This is a genomic window from Serratia sp. BFP-2025, from assembly GCF_050880365.1.
GTDB lineage: Bacteria > Pseudomonadota > Gammaproteobacteria > Enterobacterales > Enterobacteriaceae > Serratia > Serratia surfactantfaciens.
In genome coordinates, this window is record NZ_JBPAFV010000001.1 from 442,499 (window position 1) to 462,388 (window position 19,890).

Consider the following 19,890-nt stretch of genomic DNA (forward strand, 5'->3'; position numbering starts at 1 on the left):
CGCCTGCGCCGCTAAGATAACCGCAGACCTGAACGTGAGGATGGCATGGTTAAACGGCAGCGGATTGCAAAATGGTTTTTATGCCTGGCTTGTCTGGTGGTGCTGACGTGCATGACCCAGCGCATGGCTGGCCTGCATGCGCTGCAGCAAACGCTGGGGATCCCGGCCGCCACCGCCGTTCAATCCGGCGATGAGGCCGCCGAAGCGCAGCCGACGCCCTGTGAGCTGAGCGCCAAGTCATTGCTGGCCGCGCCGCCGGTGATGTTCGAAGCCGTGCTGTTCGGATTGGGCTTGCTGCTGGTTCTGTTGGCACCGACCATCGCTGCGCGCCTGCGCATTCCTCCTCCTCGCGCCATTTCACCGCCCACCCTCAGGGTGCACCTCCGATTATGCGTCTTCCGTGAATGAGTTAATCGCCCGTTTTTCGCGGTGAATTAATCATTTATGGAGAATTAACATGTTGAAAATCATCAGGCTGGCCTGCGCTTGCCTGTTTATGCTGTGGTTGCCTGCTTCACAGGCGGCGGACAGCGGCTGGCTGCAAAATCCAACCAACGATCATGCCAAGGTGCGGCTGCGCGCCGACACGTCACAGCCGGGGGAGACCCGTCTGCTGCTGTCGGTCGAGCTGCAAAAAGGCTGGAAAACCTATTGGCGCTCTCCGGGCGAAGGCGGCATCGCGCCGGCGATAGTCTGGCAAGGCAACCCGCCGCCGGCGACCTGGCACTGGCCGACGCCGCAGCGTTTCGAGGTGGCCGGCATTTCCACCCAGGGTTATCACGATCGGGTCGCGCTGCCGATCGTGATGCCAGGTCAGGTATCCGGCCCGTTGGCGGGCACCCTGACGCTATCCACCTGCAGCAATGTCTGCATTCTGACCGACTACCCGTTCAGCCTGGATCTGACGACGCCGAACGATCCTCAGTTTAACCACGACTTCGCACAGGCGATGGGGCAGGTGCCGATCGCCGCCGGGGTGGCGGAGAGCGTCAAGGCCGGTTACCGCAGCGGCGAGCTGCAGATTGCCGCCGAACGCGCCGCCGGTTGGCGGCAGCCTGCGCTGTTCTTCGATACGCTGGCGGATGCCGATCTCGGCAAGCCGCAGGTCGAGACCGACGGTGCTCAACTGCTGGCGCGAGTGCCGGTCAGCGATGGCTGGGGCGATGCGGCGCCGGATCTGCGCGGCAAAACGCTGACGTTGGTGATCGACGACGGCGGTATGGCGCAGCAGATCACGCTGCCGATTGGCGATCCGCTGGTCGCGCCCGCCGCTGCGGCGTTCCCGCTATGGCAGGCGGTATTGATGGCGCTGGCAGGCGGGTTGATCCTCAACCTGATGCCGTGCGTGCTGCCGGTACTGGGCATCAAACTCGGTTCGATCCTGCAGGTGGAGCGGCGCGATCGGCACAGCGTGCGTTTGCAGTTCCTGGCGTCGTCGCTGGGCATCGTCGCCTCGTTTATGGCGCTGGCCTTGCTGATGACGCTGCTGCGGCTCGGCAACCATGCGCTCGGCTGGGGCATTCAGTTCCAGAATCCGTGGTTTATCGGCTTTATGGTGCTGGTGACGCTGCTGTTCAGCGCCAACCTGTTCGGTCTGTTCCATCTGCGCCTCTCGTCCGATCTGAATACGTCACTGGCGACCCATAACGGACACGGTCTGAGCGGCCATTTTTGGCAGGGCGCTTTCGCTACGCTGCTGGCGACGCCGTGCTCGGCGCCGTTTCTCGGCACGGCGGTGGCCTTCGCGTTGGCGGCGTCGCTGCCGGTGCTGTGGGGCATGTTCATTGCGCTCGGCATCGGCATGAGCCTGCCGTGGCTGCTGATTGCCGCCTGGCCGTCGCTGGCGCTGCGGTTGCCGCGCCCCGGCCGCTGGATGAATACCGTCAAGCTGGCGATGGGGCTGCTGATGCTGGCGTCGTCGCTGTGGCTGCTGAGCCTGCTGAGCAATCATATCGGCGCGCAGGCCACGCTGTGGCTGGGGGCGTTGGCGCTGCTGGCGTTGCTGTTGGCGGTATGGCGTCAACAGGGGGCGCGGTTGGCGGCCAAACTGGCGGCGGGCACGTTGGTGTTGGCGGGCGTGGCCCTGCTGGCGGGATCGCTGACCGCCGGCCTGTGGCGCCAGCCGTTGCAGGATCGGGTGCCGTGGCAACCGCTGAGCGAACAGGCGATTACCGAGGCGCTGGGCCAGCATAAGCGAGTGTTCGTCGATGTGACCGCCGACTGGTGCGTGACCTGTAAGGCCAACAAATTCAATGTGCTGTTGCGTGATGACGTGCAGCGAGCGCTGAGCGCCGACGATGTGGTTGCGCTGCGCGGCGATTGGAGCCGTCCGTCGGCCGACATCAGCGCCTTTCTGCAAAAGCGCGGCAGCGTCGCCGTGCCCTTCAACCAAATCTATGGCCCCGGCAGCCCGGACGGCGTGGTGTTATCCCCGCTGTTGACCCGTGACGCCGTGCTGCAAACGCTTTCCGATGCCAAAGGAACCGAAAAATGAAAAAATTACTGATTTTACTGATGATTATCGCCGCCCCGGCGTGGGCCGCCGAACCTTTCACTCCGGCGCAAGAGGCGCGTATCAAAGAGATGATCCGTGAAACGCTGGTGTCCAATCCGGACATTCTGGCGCAGGCGGTGGACGCCTGGCAGCAGCAAACCGCTGGCGAGCAAATCAGCCAGGCTATCAAGCAGAATGCCAAAACGCTGTACCAGGATCCGGCCAGCCCGCGTCTGGGCGCCGCCAATCCCAAACTGACGTTGGTGACCTTTACCGACTATAACTGCCCGTACTGCAAGCGTTTTGATCCGATGCTGGAGAAGATTGTCAAGCAATACCCGGATGTGGCGCTGGTGGTGAAACTGCTGCCGTTCAAGGGCGAAAGCTCGGTCAGTTCGGCGCGCGTGGCGCTCACCACCTGGCAACAGCACCCGGACCAATTCTGGGCCTTGCACCAGCGGCTGATGGCGAAAAAAGGCTTCCATGACAACGCCAGCATCGCCGCTGCGCAAGAGAAAACCGGCGTCAAGGCGGTGGCGCCCAGCGAACAGAGCATGACCACGCTGCGCACCAATATGGAATTGGCGGAGCAATTGGGCGTGCAGGGGACGCCGGCGACGCTGATCGGCGATCGGATGTTGCCGGGAGCGGTGTCGTATGAAGAGCTGGAAGCGATGGTGAAACAGCAGCTGGCGAAGGCCAAAAATGGCTAAGCTCAAGCGCTGGGGGCGCGAGTTGTTGCTGCTGGCGCTGATCGCGCTGGCGGTGGTGACGGTGATGGATTGGCTGAACGCGCCGCAGGCGCCGCCGGCCTTCGATGCCCAGACGCTGACCACGCTGGACGGCGAGAAGGTGTCGTTGGCGCAGCTCAGCCACGATCGGCCGCTGCTGGTTTACTTCTGGGCCAGTTGGTGCGGCGTTTGCCGCTTCACCACGCCGGACGTCGCCCGCTTGCAGGCGGCGGGCGGCAACGTGCTGACCGTCGCGCTGCGCTCGGGCGACGATGCCCAGGTGAAGCAGTGGCTGGCGCGCAAACGGCTGGCGCTGCCGGTGGTCAACGATCCGGCCGGCGCGCTGTCGGCGCAGTGGCGGATTGGCGTCACGCCGACCTTCGTGGTGATCTCGCAGGGCAAGGTGGTGCAAAGCACCACCGGCTGGACCAGCTACTGGGGCATGAAGCTACGGCTGTGGTGGGCCGCCGTCTAACCGGCGTTTTTCTCCGTTATTACCTCCTCAATCGCCCGGCACAGCCGGGCGATTCCTTCTTCAATCTGCGGCGGCGAGTTGGCGGCAAAGTTCAGCCGCAGGCCGTGTGCGCCCAGCTGTTCCTGAGCGTAAAAGCATTCACCGCGCGCGAAGGTGACGCCGTACCGCCAGGCCACCGGCATCAGTTCGGCGGTGGTCACCGCCTCAGGCAGCGTCAGCCAGATAAACAATCCCCCCTGCGGCGTTTCGAAGCGGCACCCCGGTGGCAACCGCCGTTGCAGCGCGTCGACCATCACGTCCAGATGGCGGCGATAGACGCGCCCGGCGCGCCGCAGCTGTTTGTCGTAACGGCCGACGGTGACGAAGGCGTCCAGCGCCCGCTGGATCAGGCTGGAGCTGGTGAAGCTATCGACGTGCTTGCGCCGCGCGAAGCGCTGATAGTGTTCGCTGTCCGCCACCAGATAGCCGATGCGCATGCTGGGCAGCAGCATCTTGGAAAAGGTGCTGACGTAGATCACCGCGCCCGGCTGCGCCAGCGCGCGCAGCGACGGCAGCTGTTTGCCCTGATAACGCAGATCGCCGACGAAGTCGTCCTCCAGGATCACCACCCCGGCCTGTTGGGCGATCGCCAGCAGGCGCCGCCGGCGGGCCTCGCTCAGGCAGCGGCCGGTCGGGTTGTGGAAATTGGGGATGGTGTAGATCAGTTTGGGGCGGTGGCGTTCCAACAACTCCGGCAGCAAATCCGCCCGCATGCCGTGGCGGTCGCCGGGCACGGTGACGATATTGATGCGGTGCTGGCGCAGCAGGCCCAGCGCTTCGGCGTAGGTCGGTTCTTCGACGATCACCGAATCGCCCGGTGCCAGCAGGCTTTGCACCACCAGGCTGATGGCGTGCTGCGAACCGTTGGTGATCAGCACCTGTTCCGCCTGCGTGGGGATGCCCTGGGCGCTGAGAATACGGCTCAGCGTATCGCGCAGCGGGTAGTAGCCGCAGTATTCGCCGTAGCTGAAGGCCTCTTCCGCGTGGCGGCTGAGCACCGACAGCAGCACTTTGCGAAACGCCTCCAGCGGAAACACCTTAGGGCTGCCGACGCCGGCGGCGAAGTTGATCAGCCCCTCCGGCAGCGGCGCGTCGGCGTAGCCGTCCAGCCGCGAGGTGAGGGTGGTGAAACTCTCCAGCGGGAAAGGCGTATCGCTGCTCGGCCGGGTCGGGCGCGCCTGCGTCTGCGGATGGGCAACATAGGCGCCGCTGCCGCGCCGCTGGTGCAGAAATCCTTTGGCCGCCAGTTCGGCGTAGGCGTTATCCACCGTCAAACGGCTGACCGCCAGTTCGGCCGCCAGCGTGCGCGTCGAGGGCAGTTTGTCGCCATCGACGAACACGCCGGTGAGGATGGCGCGCCGCAACGCTTCTTCGATCTGCAAATAGAGCGGAACATCCTGCTCGCGATCTAACGGGATATGCATGCGAAATTGGCTCGGTTATGGAGAGTGATTTTTACTATACCCCATGTCAGCAAGCCTTCAAGCGCCGAAAAGTGGCCTGCATTACAACGCCGTAAAGTGGCTATAGTGGGAAAAAATGGCCGCGTTACACTGTGTGCCTGAGTATGTTTGTCGCCATTTTTCCGAGGATCCCATGTCATTACCGTCAGGCGTTTCCGCCCGGCCGGCGCTGCCCGGCGCGCGTCTCTTGCAGGGCAGCCACCAGGGTTACGTCATCGCCATTATCAGCGCTATGCTGCTGGCTTTTACCGCCATCATCATCCGTGCGCTGACCGAGTACTATCACCTGCCGACCTTCGTGTTGGCGTTCTGGCGTGCGGCGTTGGTGGCGCTGGTGCTGTTGCCGCTGCTGTTGCTGGTGAAGCCGCAGTGGGCACGCCTGCGCCGTGAACAGGTGGTGTTTTACGCGCTTTACGGCCTGTTGCTGGCGCTGTTCAACAGCCTGTGGACGCTGTCGGTGGCGTTGAACGGCGCGTCGGTGGCGACGATCCTGACCTACTGTTCGGTGGGGTTTACCGTGTTCCTCGGCTGGGTGATGTACAGCGAACGCCTGACGTTGCGCCAGCTACTGGTGATCGCCATCAGCCTGGGCGGCTGTTTCCTGGTCAGCAACGGCGACAGCATGGGCAACAGCCACTTCGATCTGCTGGGGTTGCTGGTGGGGATGCTGTCGGGCATCGGCTATACCCTGTATACCCTCGGCGGGCGGGTGGCCAGTGAACGCGGCTATCCGGTGTGGAACACCATCCTGTACGTGTTCGGTTTTTCGGCGCTGTACCAGCTGGCGTTTAACGCGGCGCTGACGGCGTTCCCGCTGGCGGCGTTTCACGGCATGGCCGGTTCTCTGTGGTTCCTGTCGCACGGCGCACAGGGCATCCAGTGGAGCGGCTGGCTGTTGCTGCTGGCATTGGCCGCCGGGCCGACGCTGTTGGGTTTCGGGCTGTATAACATCAGTCTGAAAACGCTGCCGCTGGCGGTGGCCAACCTGATCCTGTCGCTGGAGCTGGTGTTCACCGCGGTGATCGCCTATTTCCTGCTGGGGGAAAGCATGAATCAGCTGCAGCTGCTGGGCAGCGCGCTGGTGATGGGGGGCGTGCTGCTGTTGAAAAGCAAGACCGCTGAGGCGTGATGGGTTACCATTGCGCCTCGCAAGAGAGGCACTAATGATGAATAACCCGAGATTGAAACGAGCGCTTATCGCTTGATCTGCCGTGTTGAGTGAACGACAACACGGCCACAGACACTCCGTTCCGTGGCTTTTATTCCCGCAACAAGAGAATACGCCATGTCCGAAAAACACTGGTCTCAAACCGAACTGCTGCATCAGACGGTGACCAACCCGAATATCATCGTCAAAGGCACCCACAGCTACTACAGCGATTGCTGGGATAGCGGCTTCGAACGCTCGGTGGTGCGCTATCTGCACGGCGATGCGGTCAGCCGCCAATGGCAGCCGCTGGGTGAAATAGACCGCCTGCTGATCGGCGATTATGTATGCATCGCTGCCGAAGCAGTGATCCTGATGGGGGGCAACCACACCCACCGCATCGACTGGCTGAGCCTGTACCCGTTTATGGCAACCATCCAACAGGCATACCGTCCCAAAGGCGATACCCGGCTGGGCGACGGCTGCTGGATTGGCATGCGGGCGATGTTGATGCCGGGGGTAGCGATAGGCGAAGGGGCGATCGTCGCTGCCGGCAGCGTGGTGGTCGGCGACGTGGAGCCTTACGCCATCGTCGGCGGCAATCCGGCGAGGTTTATCCGTTGGCGATTCGCGCCGGAAATCATCGCGCGTTTGCTTGCCTTGCGCATCTATGGCTTGTCCGAGGCGGAGTTTGCGGCGATCCAGCCGTTGCTTGCCGATAACGATATCGGGGCGTTGGAAAGAAGAATGGCGGCCTTAGGCCGTTAAACATAACGGGCGGGGGATCCCCGCCCGTTTCGCATTACTCGGCCTTGGCCTCGGTCGCCAGATGGCGGCGTTTGCGCATCAGGCGCAGCAGCGGCGGCAGCGCCAGCACCGCCACCGCCAGCACCAGCAGCGTTTGCGCTATGCTGCTGCTCCACAGGATGCCGAATTCGCCGTTGCTGATCGACAGCGCGCGGCGCAGGTTTTGCTCCAACATCTCACCCAGCACAAAGCCCAGAATCAGCGGCGACATCGGGAAATGCATTTTGCGCAGGATATAGCCGAACACCCCCAATCCGACCATCAGCAGCAGGTCGAAGGTGGTGCTGTGCACCGCATAAACTCCCACCGCCGACACTGCGGCGATCGCCGGTACCAGGAACCACAGCGGGATGGTCAGCATGCGGGTGAACAGACCGACCAGCGGCAGGTTCATGATCAGCAAGATGACGTTGGCGATCAGCAGTGCGGCGATCAGCCCCCAGACGATATCCGGCTGTTCGGTGAACATCGCCGGGCCGGGGGTGATGTTGTACAGCGTCAACGCGCCCATCATCACCGCCGTGGTACCGGAGCCCGGCACCCCCAGCGTCAGCATCGGAATGAACGAACCGCAGGCCGAGGCGTTGTTGGCCGCTTCCGGCGCCGCGACGCCGCGGATATCGCCTTTGCCGAAGGTGTCGCTGTTGCCGCTGATTTTCTTCTCGGTCATGTAGGTCAGCGCGCTGGCGATGGTGGCACCGGCACCCGGCAAAATGCCGACGAAGAAGCCGATCACCGACGAACGCAGGGTAGGGCCTGCGCACTGCGCCGCCTCTTTGCGGTTGAACAGCAGCCGGCCGGTTTTACGCACCAGCTTCTGACCGGCGCTGGTGCTCTCCAGCATCAGCAGGATTTCACTGACCGAGAACAGGCCGATCACCACCACGATAAACTGCACGCCGTCGGAAAGGTGCAGGCTGTCGAAGGTAAAGCGGTAAACGCCGGTGTTGGCGTCGACGCCTACCGTCGCCAGCCCCAGGCCGATCAGCGCCGCCAGCAGCGATTTCAGCGGGTTCTGGCTCATCATGCTGCCGAGGCAGGCGATGGCGAACACCATCAGAGCGAAATACTCCGCCGGGCCGAAGGCCAGCGACCAGCGTGCCAGCAGCGGCGCGAACAGGATGATACCGCCGATGGCGATCATCGAGCCGACGAACGAGCTGACCGCCGAGATGGACAGCGCCACGCCGGCGCGCCCCTGCTGGGCCATCGGGTAGCCGTCCAGCGCGGTCATGATCGCCGCCGCGTCGCCCGGCACGTTGAGCAGAATCGACGAGATGCGTCCGCCGTACTCGCAGCCGATATACACCGTCGCCAGCAGGATCAGCGCCGATTCGGCCGGCAGTTTGAGGGCGAACGCCAGCGGCAGCAGGATCGCCACGCCGTTGATCGGCCCTAGCCCCGGCAGCAGGCCGACGATGGTGCCGACAAAGCAGCCGATCAGGGCGATAATCAGGTTCTGCGGCACCAGCGCCACTTCGAACCCTTGGGTCAAATACATCCAGGTATCCATCATCGCTCCCGTTAGCTCAGCCAGGCGCCGAGCGGCAGTGTGACATCGAGAAGTTGGTCAAAGGCGTAATACAGCGCGGCGCCCATGACGACGCCGGAGATGGCCGCCGCCGGCAGGCTGGCCTGAAACAGCAGGCCGATGCTGAACGTCAGCAGCGCGGTCGCCAGCGGGAAGCCCAGCCATTCAAAGCCCCAGGCATACAGCACCAGGGTGATCACCAGCACCAGCAGCCGCTGCAGCACCTTGTTGTGCGGCCACTCCACCGCCTGCGGGCGGCGCAGCAACAGCAGGGCCGCGCACAGCGCCATCAGGCTGAGGATCGCCAGTGGGAACGGGCGCGGCCCCAGCGGTTCATAGCTGTATTCGCTCTGGATGCCCCAACCGATGAACAGCCCGCCGATACACAGCAGCAGCCAAAAGCCGGCAAAAATACGATCGCTCATGGTTTTCCCCTGCGGTTATTTGGCCAGGCCGAACACTTTCGCCTGCTCACGGTATTGGGCAACCTGATTCTTCACGTAGGCGTCCAGCTCTTTGCCGGTCATGTTGAACTCGAACAGGCCGCGCAGATCGCGCTGCTGCTTGAATTCGTCGGTCGCCATCATTTTCTGGAAGGTGTCGATCCACCACTGATACTCCTCATCGCTGACCTTCGGCCCGACGTAGAAGCCGCGAATGATCGGCCACACCAGGCTGTATCCCTGCTCTTTGGCGGTAGGAATGTCGGCCAACTGGCCCGGCAGGCGTTGCTCGGCATACACCGCCAGCACGCGGATCTTGTCGCCCTGCAGATAAGGCACCATTTCGCTCAGGTCGCCGGAGACCGCCTGAATGTGGTTGCCCAGCAGCGCGGTCACCGGCTCGCCGCCGCCTTCGAACGCCACGTAGCGCATCTTGCGCGGATCTACGCCGACTTCGCGCGCCAGCAGCGCGGTTTTCATCCAGTCCTGGCTGCCGATGGAGGCGCCGGCGCCGAACACCACGCTGTTGGGATCTTTTTGGAAGGCGTCCATCAGGTCTTTCAGCGTTTTGTAGGGCGAGTCGGCGCGCACCGCAATCATGCCGTAGTCGGTGCCGACCGCCGCCAGCCATTTCACGTCGTCCACGTTGTAGCGACCGAACTTGCCCTGAGAAAGGTTGAGCAACGAGCCGCCGGAGAACGCCACCACGGTGCCGAACTCCGCCGGGCGCTGCGCGACGATAGCGTTGTAGGCCACCGCGCCGACGCCGCCGGGCATATAGGTGACGCGCATCGGTTTATCGATGGCCTTGGTGTCCTGCAGCGATACCTGAATCAGCTTGCAGGTCAGATCGAAGCCGCCGCCGGGCTTGGCCGGCGCGATGCATTCGGTGCGTTTGGGCGCTTCCACGGCAAAGGCCTGATTGGCCGCCAGCAGCAGGGCGGCGGCGGTAAAGGTACGGGTCATTATTTTTTTCATTGTGACTTGCCCTCGGTATTGTTCTGGTTGTGAATCCCGCCGGGTGCGGTTGCAGGATTGTTAAAACAACAACCTTTCATTTACCTTTCAGCGGACGGAAAAGTTTCCAGTCTGTGATTGGGGTCTCTTGCCGCGAGCGAATAGTGGGTGGGCTACCATAGAAAGGAAGAGAAGAACAGGGCGCAAAACCGGCTAAAACCCTGCGTAATATCAGGTTCGGCGTTTTGCTTTCGCGATATAATCATGAGCACTGAAATGAATAGAGACGCAGTGATATGTTTTCGTTAGGGAAATTGTTTGGCGGCAGAGACAGTGCCAAAGTGTGCGCGATTAAACGGTTGCCTGAAGTCTATGCCGAGATGGCCGGAGAAAACGCGCAGTGTCGTTTGAAGCGCCTGCGCGCCGATATAGGCGTATTCGAACTGCATTTTGTCAACGCTGACGGGGAAAAATATGCCTGCCAGATGAGCGCCTGCGTGACCGGCATCGATCTGGTGTTTGCCGCCAACAACCGCTCCGTGCTGGTGTCTTCGCCGTTTACCGCCGACAAGCTGCGCCCGGTGTTGGATATTGCTCTTGCCGATAGCCCTATTACGCTGATCTGACCCCACCTACGATCGCGCGCCAGTACGCATAATTGTGTGCCAGCTCCCAAAACTGGCGGCGCAGCGCTCTTTTATCCCCTTATTTTCCATGCCATTCTCTGTTATCGGCCTGTTAACAGGCGCTGCATCGGCGCCGGGTTGTTCAGGTAAATCAATGGAATGGGAACATGCGACTGTTATTGGTTGAAGATCACCCCGAGCTGTCTCACTGGTTGCAAAAAGCGCTGACCGGCGCCGGGTTTGCCGTCGACGTCGCGCCGGACGGCGTGGCGGCCGACCACCTGTTGCTCAATGAACGCTATGCGCTGGCGGTGCTGGATGTAGCGCTACCGCGTTTGAACGGGCTGGAGCTGCTGGCGCGTCTGCGCAAGCGCGGGCAGGATCTGCCGGTGCTGTTGCTGACGGCGCGCACCGACGTAACCGATCGGGTGAAAGGCCTGAATCTGGGGGCGGATGATTATCTCACCAAGCCGTTCGAACTGGACGAGCTGGAGGCGCGCATTCGGGCATTGCTGCGCCGCAGCGTCGGCGCCGCGCAGCCGGCTTTGCAGTATGGCGCGCTGACCTACCACGACGAAGGCTACTTCCTGCTGGAGAGCCGGCCGCTGGCGCTGACGCCGCGCGAACTGTCGGTGTTGACCGCATTGATGCACCGGCGCGGCCGCCCGGTGGCCAAGCAGCAGCTGTTTGAGCAGGTGTTTACGTTGTCCGACGAGGCTAACCCGGAGAGCATCGAGCTTTACGTACACCGTTTGCGGAAAAAGCTGCAGGGCAGCGACGTGGCGATCGTCACGCTGCGCGGTCTGGGCTACAGCCTGGAACTGTGCAATGCGGTGGTTTAACGCGCCGCGTTCGCTGTTCTATCAACTGCTGCTGTTTTTTGGCCTGCCGCTGCTGGCGTTGGGCGGCATCTCTATCTACACCCACTATTTCAGCGCCATGAGCGCCGCCACCCTGGCTTACGATCGCACGCTGCTGGCGTCGGCGCGCACCGTGGCGGAGCGGCTGGTGGTACGTGAAGGCAAGCTGGCGGTCGATGTGCCTTATGTGGTGCTCGACAGCTTCGAGCGCAACATGAACGATCAGCTCTATTACGAGGTGATCTCGCCGCAGGGGCAAAGCATCTCGGGCTATGACGATCTGCCGTCGCTGCCGCCCCATATTCCGCGCTCCACGCTCTACCCGGCGCTGGTGCATTTCTATGATGCGGAATACCTCGGCCGGCCGATCCGCGTGGCGGCGCTGTTTCAACCGGTCAACGAGTCGGGCGTGAGCGGCATGGCGACCATTCTGGTGGCGGAAACCCTGGAGTCGCGCCGTTACCTGGCGCGGCAGATGATGATCGCGGCGTTGTTGAGCCAGGGCACGGTGGTGGTGTTGACCCTGATCCTGGCGTTCGCGCTGCTCAAGCGAGTGTTGAAGCCGATGCGCAAACTCTCCGGCATCATGCTGCGGCGCGATCCGGGCGAGCTGACGCCCTTGCCGCGGGTTCTTCCGTGGTCGGAGATGCAGCCGCTGCTGGTGGCGTTCAATCGTTACATCGAACGGCTGCGGCTGATGGTGGCGCGTCAGGAGCGCTTTAGCGCCGATGCTTCCCACCAGCTGCGCACGCCGTTGACGGTATTGAAGACCCAGGTCGGGGTGGCGCTGGCCAGCGATCGGCCGCAGCAGTGGCGTGAAAGCCTGCAGGCGATGAGCGCGACGCTGGATAATACCGTGGCGCTGACCGACCGGCTGCTGCACCTTTCACGCCTGAAGGCCAGCGAGCACCAGGCCGAGCGTAAGCTGCAGCCGGTCAATCTGGCGCAGGTGCTGCGCGACGCCTGCTTCTCTCGCCTGCCGCAGGCGCGCAGTAAGCAGATCGATCTCGGTTTCGAAGGCGAGGCGGCGTGTCAGGTGGCGGGGGAGGCGTTGCTGCTGGCCGAACTGTGCGCCAACCTGTTGGACAACGCGCTGAAATACACGCCGCGTCAGGGCGTGGTGACCGCTCGTCTTACTCAGGATAAGGCGGCGGGGGAAGGCGTACTGGAGATTGAAGACAGCGGCCCCGGCATCGCCTTGCAGGACAAGGCGTTGGCGCTGCAGCCGTTTCACCGGCTGGACAATGTGGGCGATCAGCCGGGCGCCGGTTTAGGGCTGGCGTTGGTGAAAGACATCACCGCGTATCACGGCACCCGCCCGGAGCTGCTGAGCTCCGCCGCGCTGGGCGGCCTGTTGGTGCGGGTGCGTTTCAGGTTGCTGCCTTAAGCCTGTTCTTTGCAGGATTCGGCGTTGGCCGCCGGGGCTTTGGCTTTACGCGTCAGCGGCGTGCGCAGCCGCTGCGACAGGATCACGCCCAGCAGGGTGATGCCGCCGCCGATCAGGTGGTAACCGTGCAGCTGCTCATGCAGGAACAGCACGGCGATGGCGGCGGTGAACACCGGCGCCAGGTTCATGAAGATCGAGGCGGTATTGGCGCCCAGTCGCATCACGCCCTGGATCCACAGGAACGGGGCGATGATTGAAGCCGGAATGCCGGCGAACAGCACCAGCGGCAGGTTATGGCCGTTCAGTCCAACATCCTGAGCCATCAGGAAGTTAGGCAGCAACAGCAGCACGCCGAACAGGATCTGCACGTACAGCGATTGCCAGTTCGGCAGCGCGATGGCCCAGCGTTTGGTCAACACGCCATACAGCGCGTAAGAGGCGGTGGCGAGCAGCATCATCAATTCCCCCTTGCCGATGCCATGTTGCAACAGCACGCCGGGCTGGCCGCCGCTGACCAGCCAGATCAAACCGCAGAAGGAGAGTATGCTGCCGAGCAACACGCCGACGGTCGGCGCAATGCGCAGCAGTACGATGCTGATGAGGATGGTCAGCAGCGGGATCAGCGACACGATGATGCCCATAAACAGCGCGCTGACGCTGTGCGCCGCGTAATAGGCCAGGCTTTGATACAGCACCATGCCCAGCAAGCCGAGGATCATCAGTTTCCACCAGTTGGCGCGCACCTGCGCCCAGTTGCGCAACACGCCCGGCAGCACGAACGGCGTCAGCGCGATCAGCGCCAGCAACCAGCGGTAAAGTGAAATGGCCGCCGGATCGATGGCGGTGGCGGAGAGTTTGCTGACGACGGCGTTAATCGACCAAATCAGCACGGCCAACAGCGGGAAGAGCATATTCATGATAATTATTCTCAATAACGTCCAACATGCTGGCTAGTCTACGCGTGTCCGGTTTATCATATATAGCGATATCCAGACAAAAATCGGCGTAAACAAGACAAATCACGGGACGAAACCATGCCAGAAATCCGCCATTTCCCCGAGTCGCTGATCCCGGCGCCCAACCCGGTGCAGTTCCGCTGCGAGGAGTTTAATGCACGCACCGAATTCCAGCCGCACAGCCATACCTGGGGCCAGTTGATGTGGGTCAAAGCCGGGGTGATGGTGCTGCGCATCGGCGGGCAGCGCTTTCTGGCGCCGCCGGAATTCGTGCTGTGGGCGCCGGCCGGCATCGAACACTCCTGCTATAACCAGCGGCTGGCGCAGTGCCGCATGGTGGACATCACGCCGGCGCTGTGCGTCGGCATGCCGGCCGACCCTTGTCTGGTGAGCGTGACGCCGATATTCCGCGCCATCGCCGAGGATTTCTATGCGCGCAAGCAGTACATCCCACAGGCGGAAGAGGATTTGCGCCTCTGTCAGGTGCTGATCGATCAGCTGCGCCTGTCGCCGCGCCAACAAACCTATCTGCCGTCGTCGGACGACAAGTTTTTGGCCCCGGTGCTGGAAGCGCTGGAGCATTGCCCGGCGGACAACACCTCGCTGGCGGCCTGGGCGGCTCGGGTCTACACCACCGAGCGCACCCTGTCGCGCCGCTGCCAGCAGGATCTGGGCATGTCGTTCAGCGAATGGCGCCAGCGCCTGCGTTTCCTGCACGCCGTGTCGCTGCTCGAACAGGGAAAAACCGTGCAGGAAGTGGCGTTGGACGTCGGCTACAGCTCCGCCTCGGCGTTTATCGTCATGTTCCAGCAGATCGCCGGCACCACCCCTGAGCGCTTTCGCCGTGCCTGATTCAGTGGCACACTATTTCGCAGACCAATAGCCGTAAACCGTCGGAGAACGCAGTGAAGATTCTGGTTGATGAAAATATGCCGTATGCGGCCGAGCTGTTCAGCCGCCTGGGCGATGTGCAGGCGGTGCCTGGCCGCCCGATCCCGCGCGAGGCGCTGGCGGGTGCCGACGCGCTGATGGTGCGTTCGGTCACCAAGGTAAATGAAGAATTGTTGGCCGGCAGCCGCATTGGCTTTGTCGGCACCGCCACCGCCGGCACCGATCACGTCGATGACGCCTGGCTGCAGCGGCAGGGCATCGGTTTTTCCGCCGCGCCGGGCTGCAACGCCATCGCGGTGGTCGAGTATGTGTTCTCCGCCTTGATGCTGCTGGCTGAACGCGACGGTTTCCACCTGCGGGATAAAACCGTCGGCATCGTCGGCGTGGGCAACGTCGGTTCGCGCCTGGACGCACGCCTCAAAGCACTGGGCGTGCGCACGCTGCTGTGCGATCCGCCGCGCGCCGATCGCGGCGACGCCGGGGAATTTTTGCCACTGGAGAAACTGGTGGCCGAAGCCGACGTGCTGACCTTCCACACGCCGCTGAATAAATCCGGCCCATACCATTCGCTGCATCTGGCGGATGCCGACCTGCTGGCGGCGCTGCCGGACAACCGCATTCTGATCAACGCCTGTCGCGGGCCGGTGGTGGATAACGCCGCGCTGCTGCAGGCGTTGGAAAAGGGCAAAAAACTGAGCACGGTGCTGGACGTGTGGGAACCGGAGCCGGACCTCTCCTTGCCGCTGCTGGCGCGGGTGGATATCGGCACTGCGCACATCGCCGGGTATACGCTGGAAGGCAAGGCACGCGGCACCACCCAGGTGTTCGAGGCTTTCAGCCGTCATCTGGGGCAGCCGCAGCAGGTAGCGCTGGCCTCGCTGCTACCGCCGCCCGAGTTCAGCCAGATCCGCCTCAACGGGCCGCTGGATGAAGCGCGGTTAAAACGATTGATGCACTTGGTGTATGATGTGCGCCGCGATGATGCGCCGCTGCGCAAAGTCGCCGGGCAACCGGGCGAGTTCGATCGCCTGCGCAAGCACTACCAGGAGCGCCGCGAGTGGTCTTCGTTGGTCGTGCAATGCGATGACAGCGCCAGCGCCGAGCTGCTCGGCAAGCTGGGCTTCAGCGTGGCGTAGGCCATCTCGTCAACGCGTAAGGTTGTCTTAAGCCAACGCCGCTACAGTGAGCGGCAAAGATTATCGGGCGGTGGCTGCACTGCCCGTCTGCTTTTATGAATGAAATACTCTGGAGAAAACCCCAATGTCTGACGGCTGGAATATCGCGCTGCTCGGCGCCACTGGCGCGGTAGGTGAAGCGTTGCTGGAATTGTTGCAGGAACGCCAGTTCCCGGTGGGTGAGCTCTATCCTCTGGCAAGCGAGCGCAGCGCGGGCGCCAATGTGCGCTTCAACGGCAAGTCCATTCTGGTGCAAAACGCCGAAGAGTTCGACTGGTCGCAGGCGCAGCTGGCCTTCTTCGTCGCCGGCAGCGAAGCTTCCGCGCGCTATGCTGAAGAAGCCGGCAATATGGGCTGTCTGGTGATCGACACCAGCGGCCTGTTCGCCATGGAGCCGGACGTGCCGCTGGTGGTGCCTGGCGTTAACCCGCAGGTGCTGGCGGATTACCGCAACCGTAATATCGTCGCGGTGGCCGACAGCATGGTCAGCCAACTGCTGACGGCGATCAAACCGCTGACCGAACAGGCGGGGCTGTCGCGTCTGCACGTCACCACGCTGATGTCGGTATCGTCGCGCGGCAAGGCGGCGGTAGACGATCTGGCCGGCCAAAGCGCGCGTCTGCTGAATGGCATCCCGGCCGAGGAGGGCGTCTTCGGCAAACAGCTGGCGTTCAACCTGCTGCCGCTGATTGCCGACGAACAGGGCAGCGTGCGTGAAGAGCGCCTGATCGTCGATCAGGTGCGCAAGGTGCTGCAGGATGAAGGTTTGCCGATCTCGGTGAGCTGCGTGCAGTCGCCGGTGTTTTATGGCCACGCGCAGGTGGTGCACCTGGAAGCGCTGCGTCCGTTGTCCGCCGAGGAGGCGCGCAGCGAGCTCGAAGAGGTCGAGGACATTCAGCTGAGCGAAGAAGACGATTACCCGACGCAGGTCACCGATGCTTCCGGCAGCGATGCGCTCAGCATCGGCTGCCTGCGTAACGATTACGGCATCCCCGAGCTGCTGCAATTCTGGACGGTGGCGGACAACGTGCGCTTCGGCGGCGCGTTGATGGCTGTCGAAACCGCCGAGCGTCTGGTGCAGGAGCAGATGTACTGATGTCTGAGGTGGTCTCGTCCGCTCAGCCGACGCTGAAGATCGCGCTGGGCATCGAATATGACGGCAGCCGTTATTACGGCTGGCAGCGGCAGCAAGAAGTGGCCAGCGTGCAGGAGCGGCTGGAGCAGGCGTTGAGCAAGGTGGCGGATGCGCCGATCAACGTGCTGTGCGCCGGGCGCACCGACGCCGGCGTGCACGCCACCGGGCAGGTGGTGCATTTCGAAACTACCGCGCGCCGCAAGGACGCCGCCTGGACGATGGGGGTGAACACCCATCTGCCGCCGGACATCGCGGTGCGCTGGGTGAGCCCGGTCGCCGACGATTTTCACGCGCGTTTCAGCGCCACCGCGCGCCGTTACCGCTATATTATTTTCAACCATCGCTACCGGCCGGCGGTGCTGCAGCAGGGGGTGACGCATTTTTATCACCCGCTGGACGCCGATCGCATGCACCGGGCGGCGCAGGCGCTGCTGGGCGAGAACGATTTCACCTCGTTCCGTGCGGTGCAATGCCAGTCGCGTACCCCGTGGCGCTTCGTAAAACACGTTAAGGTTACGCGCTACGGCGAATATATTGTGGTAGATATCAAGGCGAATGCCTTTGTGCATCACATGGTTCGCAATATCGTCGGCAGCCTGATGGAGATCGGCTGCGGCAATCGGGATGAGAACTGGATGGCCGAATTGCTGGCGCTGAAGGATCGTAATCTGGCGGCGGCGACGGCACGAGCCGAGGGACTGTATCTGGTTTCCGTGGACTATCCCGACCACTTTGGCATACCGCGGCCGCCGATGGGGCCGCTGTTTTTACCCGACGATTAAACGCCGGCACGCCTGAAAGCGTCGCTCCCTTGTGCTTCTGCCGGGTGATTGAAACACTCGGCATCAATGAGAGAATTTATGGATATCATCAAGTTTATTATTGATTTCATTCTGCATATTGATGTGCATCTGGCCGAACTGGTCGCACAATACGGCATGTGGGTCTACGCTATTCTGTTCCTGATCCTGTTTTGCGAAACCGGTCTGGTGGTGACGCCGTTCCTGCCGGGGGATTCTTTACTGTTCGTCGCCGGCGCGCTGGCGGCGTTGCCGACCAACGATCTGAACGTGCACACCATGGTGGCGTTGATGGTGGTGGCGGCGATCCTCGGCGATGCGGTGAACTATACGATCGGGCGGCTGTTCGGCGAGAAGCTGTTCAGCAATCCGAATTCGAAAATCTTCCGCCGCAGCTATCTGGACAAGACGCATCAGTTCTATGAGAAGCACGGCGGGAAAACGATTATTCTGGCGCGATTCGTGCCGATCGTGCGCACTTTTGCGCCGTTCGTCGCCGGTATGGGGCATATGTCCTATCGCCACTTCGCCGCCTACAACGTGATTGGCGCACTGGTTTGGGTGCTGCTCTTCACTTATGCTGGCTACCTGTTCGGCGATCTGCCGGTGGTGCAGGAGAACCTGAAACTGCTGATCGTCGGGATCATCATCGTTTCGATTCTGCCGGGCGTGATTGAAATTTGGCGCCACAAGCGCGCGGCCGCCCGCCAGCAAAAACAGTAAAAACATCGCTCAACCTGTCGGTTCGACCAGTTTTTTGTCCACAGCGTCGGGCCGATATGGTTTAATGAGCGACATTATGGTCTGTTCCTGCGAACAACCCTGAAGCCGATGCCTCAGTCGCCGCGCTTGCCGCGCCGCGAACGGGCATTTTTTCATTGGGGTGTTTTCGGGGGGATTGTTAAAGCATGAACAGCGGACTGGCGTGTGCCAGGTTCAAACAGAAAGGTCATCGATGAGCTGGATTGAACGAATTCTTAACAAGAGCAATATCACACAAACCCGTAAGGCGAGCATTCCTGAAGGGGTCTGGACCAAATGCGACAGCTGCGGCCAGGTTCTCTACCGCGCCGAGCTGGAGCGTAATCTGGAAGTGTGTCCGAAGTGCGACCACCACATGCGTATGGGCGCGCGCGCGCGTTTGCATACCCTGCTGGACGAAGGCAGCGAAGTGGAGCTGGGCAGCGATCTGGAGCCGAAAGACGTTCTGAAATTCAAGGATTCCAAACGCTATAAAGATCGCCTGGTCGCCGCACAGAAAGCGACCGGCGAGAAAGACGCGCTGGTGGTGATGAAGGGCACGTTGTACGGCATGCCGATCGTCGCGGCGTCCTTCGAGTTCGCCTTTATCGGCGGTTCGATGTCTTCCGTGGTCGGCGCACGTTTCGTGCGCGCGGTTGAGCAGGCGCTGGAGGACAACTGTCCGCTGGTGTGCTTCTCCGCCAGCGGCGGCGCGCGTATGCAGGAAGCGCTGATGTCGCTGATGCAGATGGCGAAAACCAGCGCGGCGTTGGCCAAAATGCAGGAGCGCGGCTTGCCGTACATCTCCGTGCTGACCGACCCGACCATGGGCGGCGTTTCCGCCAGTCTGGCGATGCTGGGCGATATCAACATCGCCGAGCCGAAAGCGCTGATCGGCTTCGCCGGCCCGCGCGTGATCGAGCAGACCGTGCGCGAGAAACTGCCGCCGGGTTTCCAGCGCAGCGAATTCCTGATCGAAAAAGGCGCGATCGACATGATCGTTCGCCGTCCGGAAATGCGCCAAACGTTGGCGAGCATTCTGTCGAAGCTGACTAACCAGCCGCAGCCGCATTTCGATGAGGCCGCGCCGGTGATTGAACCGGAGCAGCAGGCCGACGCCTGAGGCAAAGACAGATCCCGCCCGGGTTCAGCCGCCACTTTGTGGCTAAGTGACGGCTGAAGCCCGTTTCCTGCCGGCCGCGGTTCATTACGCCGCGGCAGGCCGGTTGGCG

General features: G+C 62.4%; 20 protein-coding genes. 15 read left to right on the forward strand and 5 right to left on the reverse strand.

Annotation, left to right across the window (positions count from 1 at the left end):
* Positions 1-45 precede the first annotated feature (45 nt).
* Genes ACRAWE_RS02145 through ACRAWE_RS02160 form a run of 4 tightly spaced genes read left to right on the forward strand, consistent with a single transcriptional unit; the run spans position 46 to position 3,700 of the window.
* Positions 46-408 (forward strand): hypothetical protein, encoded by a 363-nt coding sequence (locus ACRAWE_RS02145; protein ID WP_019453762.1) that lies wholly within the window; start codon positions 46-48, stop codon positions 406-408.
* A 49-nt stretch (positions 409-457) separates the two neighbouring features.
* Positions 458-2,494: a protein-disulfide reductase DsbD family protein gene (locus ACRAWE_RS02150; protein WP_432524618.1), complete on the forward strand. Its 2,037-nt coding sequence runs from the start codon at positions 458-460 to the stop codon at positions 2,492-2,494.
* The gene (locus ACRAWE_RS02155) at positions 2,491-3,207 is read left to right on the forward strand and encodes a DsbA family protein (RefSeq protein WP_019453760.1); all 717 of its coding nucleotides are present in this window, start codon (positions 2,491-2,493) and stop codon (positions 3,205-3,207) included. Before ACRAWE_RS02150 ends, ACRAWE_RS02155 begins: the two co-directional genes overlap by 4 nt.
* Positions 3,200-3,700: a protein disulfide oxidoreductase gene (locus tag ACRAWE_RS02160; protein WP_019453759.1), complete on the forward strand. Its 501-nt coding sequence runs from the start codon at positions 3,200-3,202 to the stop codon at positions 3,698-3,700. Before ACRAWE_RS02155 ends, ACRAWE_RS02160 begins: the two co-directional genes overlap by 8 nt.
* Here the strand turns inward: ACRAWE_RS02160 and ACRAWE_RS02165 are convergent.
* Entirely contained in the window at positions 3,697-5,163 is a 1,467-nt protein-coding gene (locus ACRAWE_RS02165; protein ID WP_432524621.1) for a PLP-dependent aminotransferase family protein, read from the reverse strand. The two genes, ACRAWE_RS02160 and ACRAWE_RS02165, sit on opposite strands and share 4 nt — an antisense overlap.
* Positions 5,164-5,335: 172 nt before the next feature.
* Between ACRAWE_RS02165 and ACRAWE_RS02170 the strand changes: the two genes are divergently transcribed.
* The gene (locus tag ACRAWE_RS02170) at positions 5,336-6,331 is read left to right on the forward strand and encodes a DMT family transporter (RefSeq protein ID WP_025160160.1); all 996 of its coding nucleotides are present in this window, start codon (positions 5,336-5,338) and stop codon (positions 6,329-6,331) included.
* A 156-nt stretch (positions 6,332-6,487) separates the two neighbouring features.
* On the forward strand, positions 6,488-7,117 hold the full coding sequence (locus ACRAWE_RS02175; protein ID WP_432524623.1) for a CatB-related O-acetyltransferase: 630 nt from the start codon (positions 6,488-6,490) through the stop codon (positions 7,115-7,117).
* Positions 7,118-7,151: 34 nt separating this feature from the next.
* Here the strand turns inward: ACRAWE_RS02175 and ACRAWE_RS02180 are convergent, their stop codons facing one another.
* The 3 genes from ACRAWE_RS02180 to ACRAWE_RS02190 are packed head-to-tail and all read right to left on the reverse strand — an operon-like array spanning position 7,152 to position 10,108.
* The gene (locus ACRAWE_RS02180) at positions 7,152-8,669 is read right to left on the reverse strand and encodes a tripartite tricarboxylate transporter permease (RefSeq protein ID WP_432524625.1); all 1,518 of its coding nucleotides are present in this window, start codon (positions 8,667-8,669) and stop codon (positions 7,152-7,154) included.
* A gap of 11 nt (positions 8,670-8,680) precedes the next feature.
* Positions 8,681-9,112: a tripartite tricarboxylate transporter TctB family protein gene (locus ACRAWE_RS02185; protein WP_019453755.1), complete on the reverse strand. Its 432-nt coding sequence runs from the start codon at positions 9,110-9,112 to the stop codon at positions 8,681-8,683.
* A gap of 15 nt (positions 9,113-9,127) precedes the next feature.
* Complete coding sequence (locus ACRAWE_RS02190) at positions 9,128-10,108, reverse strand: Bug family tripartite tricarboxylate transporter substrate binding protein (RefSeq protein WP_025160161.1); 981 nt, start codon at positions 10,106-10,108, stop codon at positions 9,128-9,130.
* Between the two features lie 275 nt (positions 10,109-10,383).
* Between ACRAWE_RS02190 and ACRAWE_RS02195 the strand changes: the two genes are divergently transcribed.
* From ACRAWE_RS02195 to ACRAWE_RS02205, 3 genes are all read left to right on the forward strand, one after another.
* Positions 10,384-10,713 (forward strand): hypothetical protein, encoded by a 330-nt coding sequence (locus ACRAWE_RS02195; protein WP_432524628.1) that lies wholly within the window; start codon positions 10,384-10,386, stop codon positions 10,711-10,713.
* A 167-nt stretch (positions 10,714-10,880) separates the two neighbouring features.
* The gene (gene tctD / locus ACRAWE_RS02200; RefSeq protein ID WP_019453752.1) at positions 10,881-11,555 is read left to right on the forward strand and encodes a transcriptional regulator TctD; all 675 of its coding nucleotides are present in this window, start codon (positions 10,881-10,883) and stop codon (positions 11,553-11,555) included.
* Positions 11,542-12,960: a sensor histidine kinase gene (locus ACRAWE_RS02205; RefSeq protein WP_198636289.1), complete on the forward strand. Its 1,419-nt coding sequence runs from the start codon at positions 11,542-11,544 to the stop codon at positions 12,958-12,960. The genes tctD and ACRAWE_RS02205 overlap by 14 nt, the downstream gene beginning before the upstream one ends.
* Here ACRAWE_RS02205 and ACRAWE_RS02210 read toward each other — a convergent pair.
* Positions 12,957-13,877 (reverse strand): DMT family transporter, encoded by a 921-nt coding sequence (locus ACRAWE_RS02210; RefSeq protein WP_019453750.1) that lies wholly within the window; start codon positions 13,875-13,877, stop codon positions 12,957-12,959. The two genes, ACRAWE_RS02205 and ACRAWE_RS02210, sit on opposite strands and share 4 nt — an antisense overlap.
* Before the next feature lie 117 nt (positions 13,878-13,994).
* Here ACRAWE_RS02210 and ACRAWE_RS02215 point away from each other — a divergent pair, with 117 nt between their 5' ends.
* The 6 genes from ACRAWE_RS02215 to accD all read left to right on the forward strand — a co-directional run bounded on the left by ACRAWE_RS02215 (position 13,995) and on the right by accD (position 19,781).
* A complete protein-coding gene (locus ACRAWE_RS02215; RefSeq protein WP_019453749.1) occupies positions 13,995-14,768 on the forward strand; it encodes an AraC family transcriptional regulator in 774 nt (257 codons plus the stop codon).
* Between the two features lie 53 nt (positions 14,769-14,821).
* Positions 14,822-15,943, forward strand: coding sequence for a 4-phosphoerythronate dehydrogenase PdxB (gene pdxB / locus ACRAWE_RS02220; protein WP_019453748.1), 1,122 nt, complete (start codon positions 14,822-14,824; stop codon positions 15,941-15,943).
* Between the two features lie 124 nt (positions 15,944-16,067).
* A complete protein-coding gene (locus ACRAWE_RS02225; protein ID WP_063919787.1) occupies positions 16,068-17,078 on the forward strand; it encodes an aspartate-semialdehyde dehydrogenase in 1,011 nt (336 codons plus the stop codon).
* Positions 17,078-17,899 (forward strand): tRNA pseudouridine(38-40) synthase TruA, encoded by an 822-nt coding sequence (gene truA, locus ACRAWE_RS02230; protein WP_432524632.1) that lies wholly within the window; start codon positions 17,078-17,080, stop codon positions 17,897-17,899. The genes ACRAWE_RS02225 and truA overlap by 1 nt, the downstream gene beginning before the upstream one ends.
* 78 nt (positions 17,900-17,977) lie before the next feature.
* A complete protein-coding gene (locus ACRAWE_RS02235; RefSeq protein ID WP_019453745.1) occupies positions 17,978-18,640 on the forward strand; it encodes a DedA family protein in 663 nt (220 codons plus the stop codon).
* 232 nt (positions 18,641-18,872) lie between these two features.
* Positions 18,873-19,781, forward strand: a complete 909-nt coding sequence (gene accD, locus ACRAWE_RS02240) for an acetyl-CoA carboxylase, carboxyltransferase subunit beta (RefSeq protein ID WP_004936126.1) — start codon at positions 18,873-18,875, stop codon at positions 19,779-19,781.
* Positions 19,782-19,890: the final 109 nt, after the last annotated feature.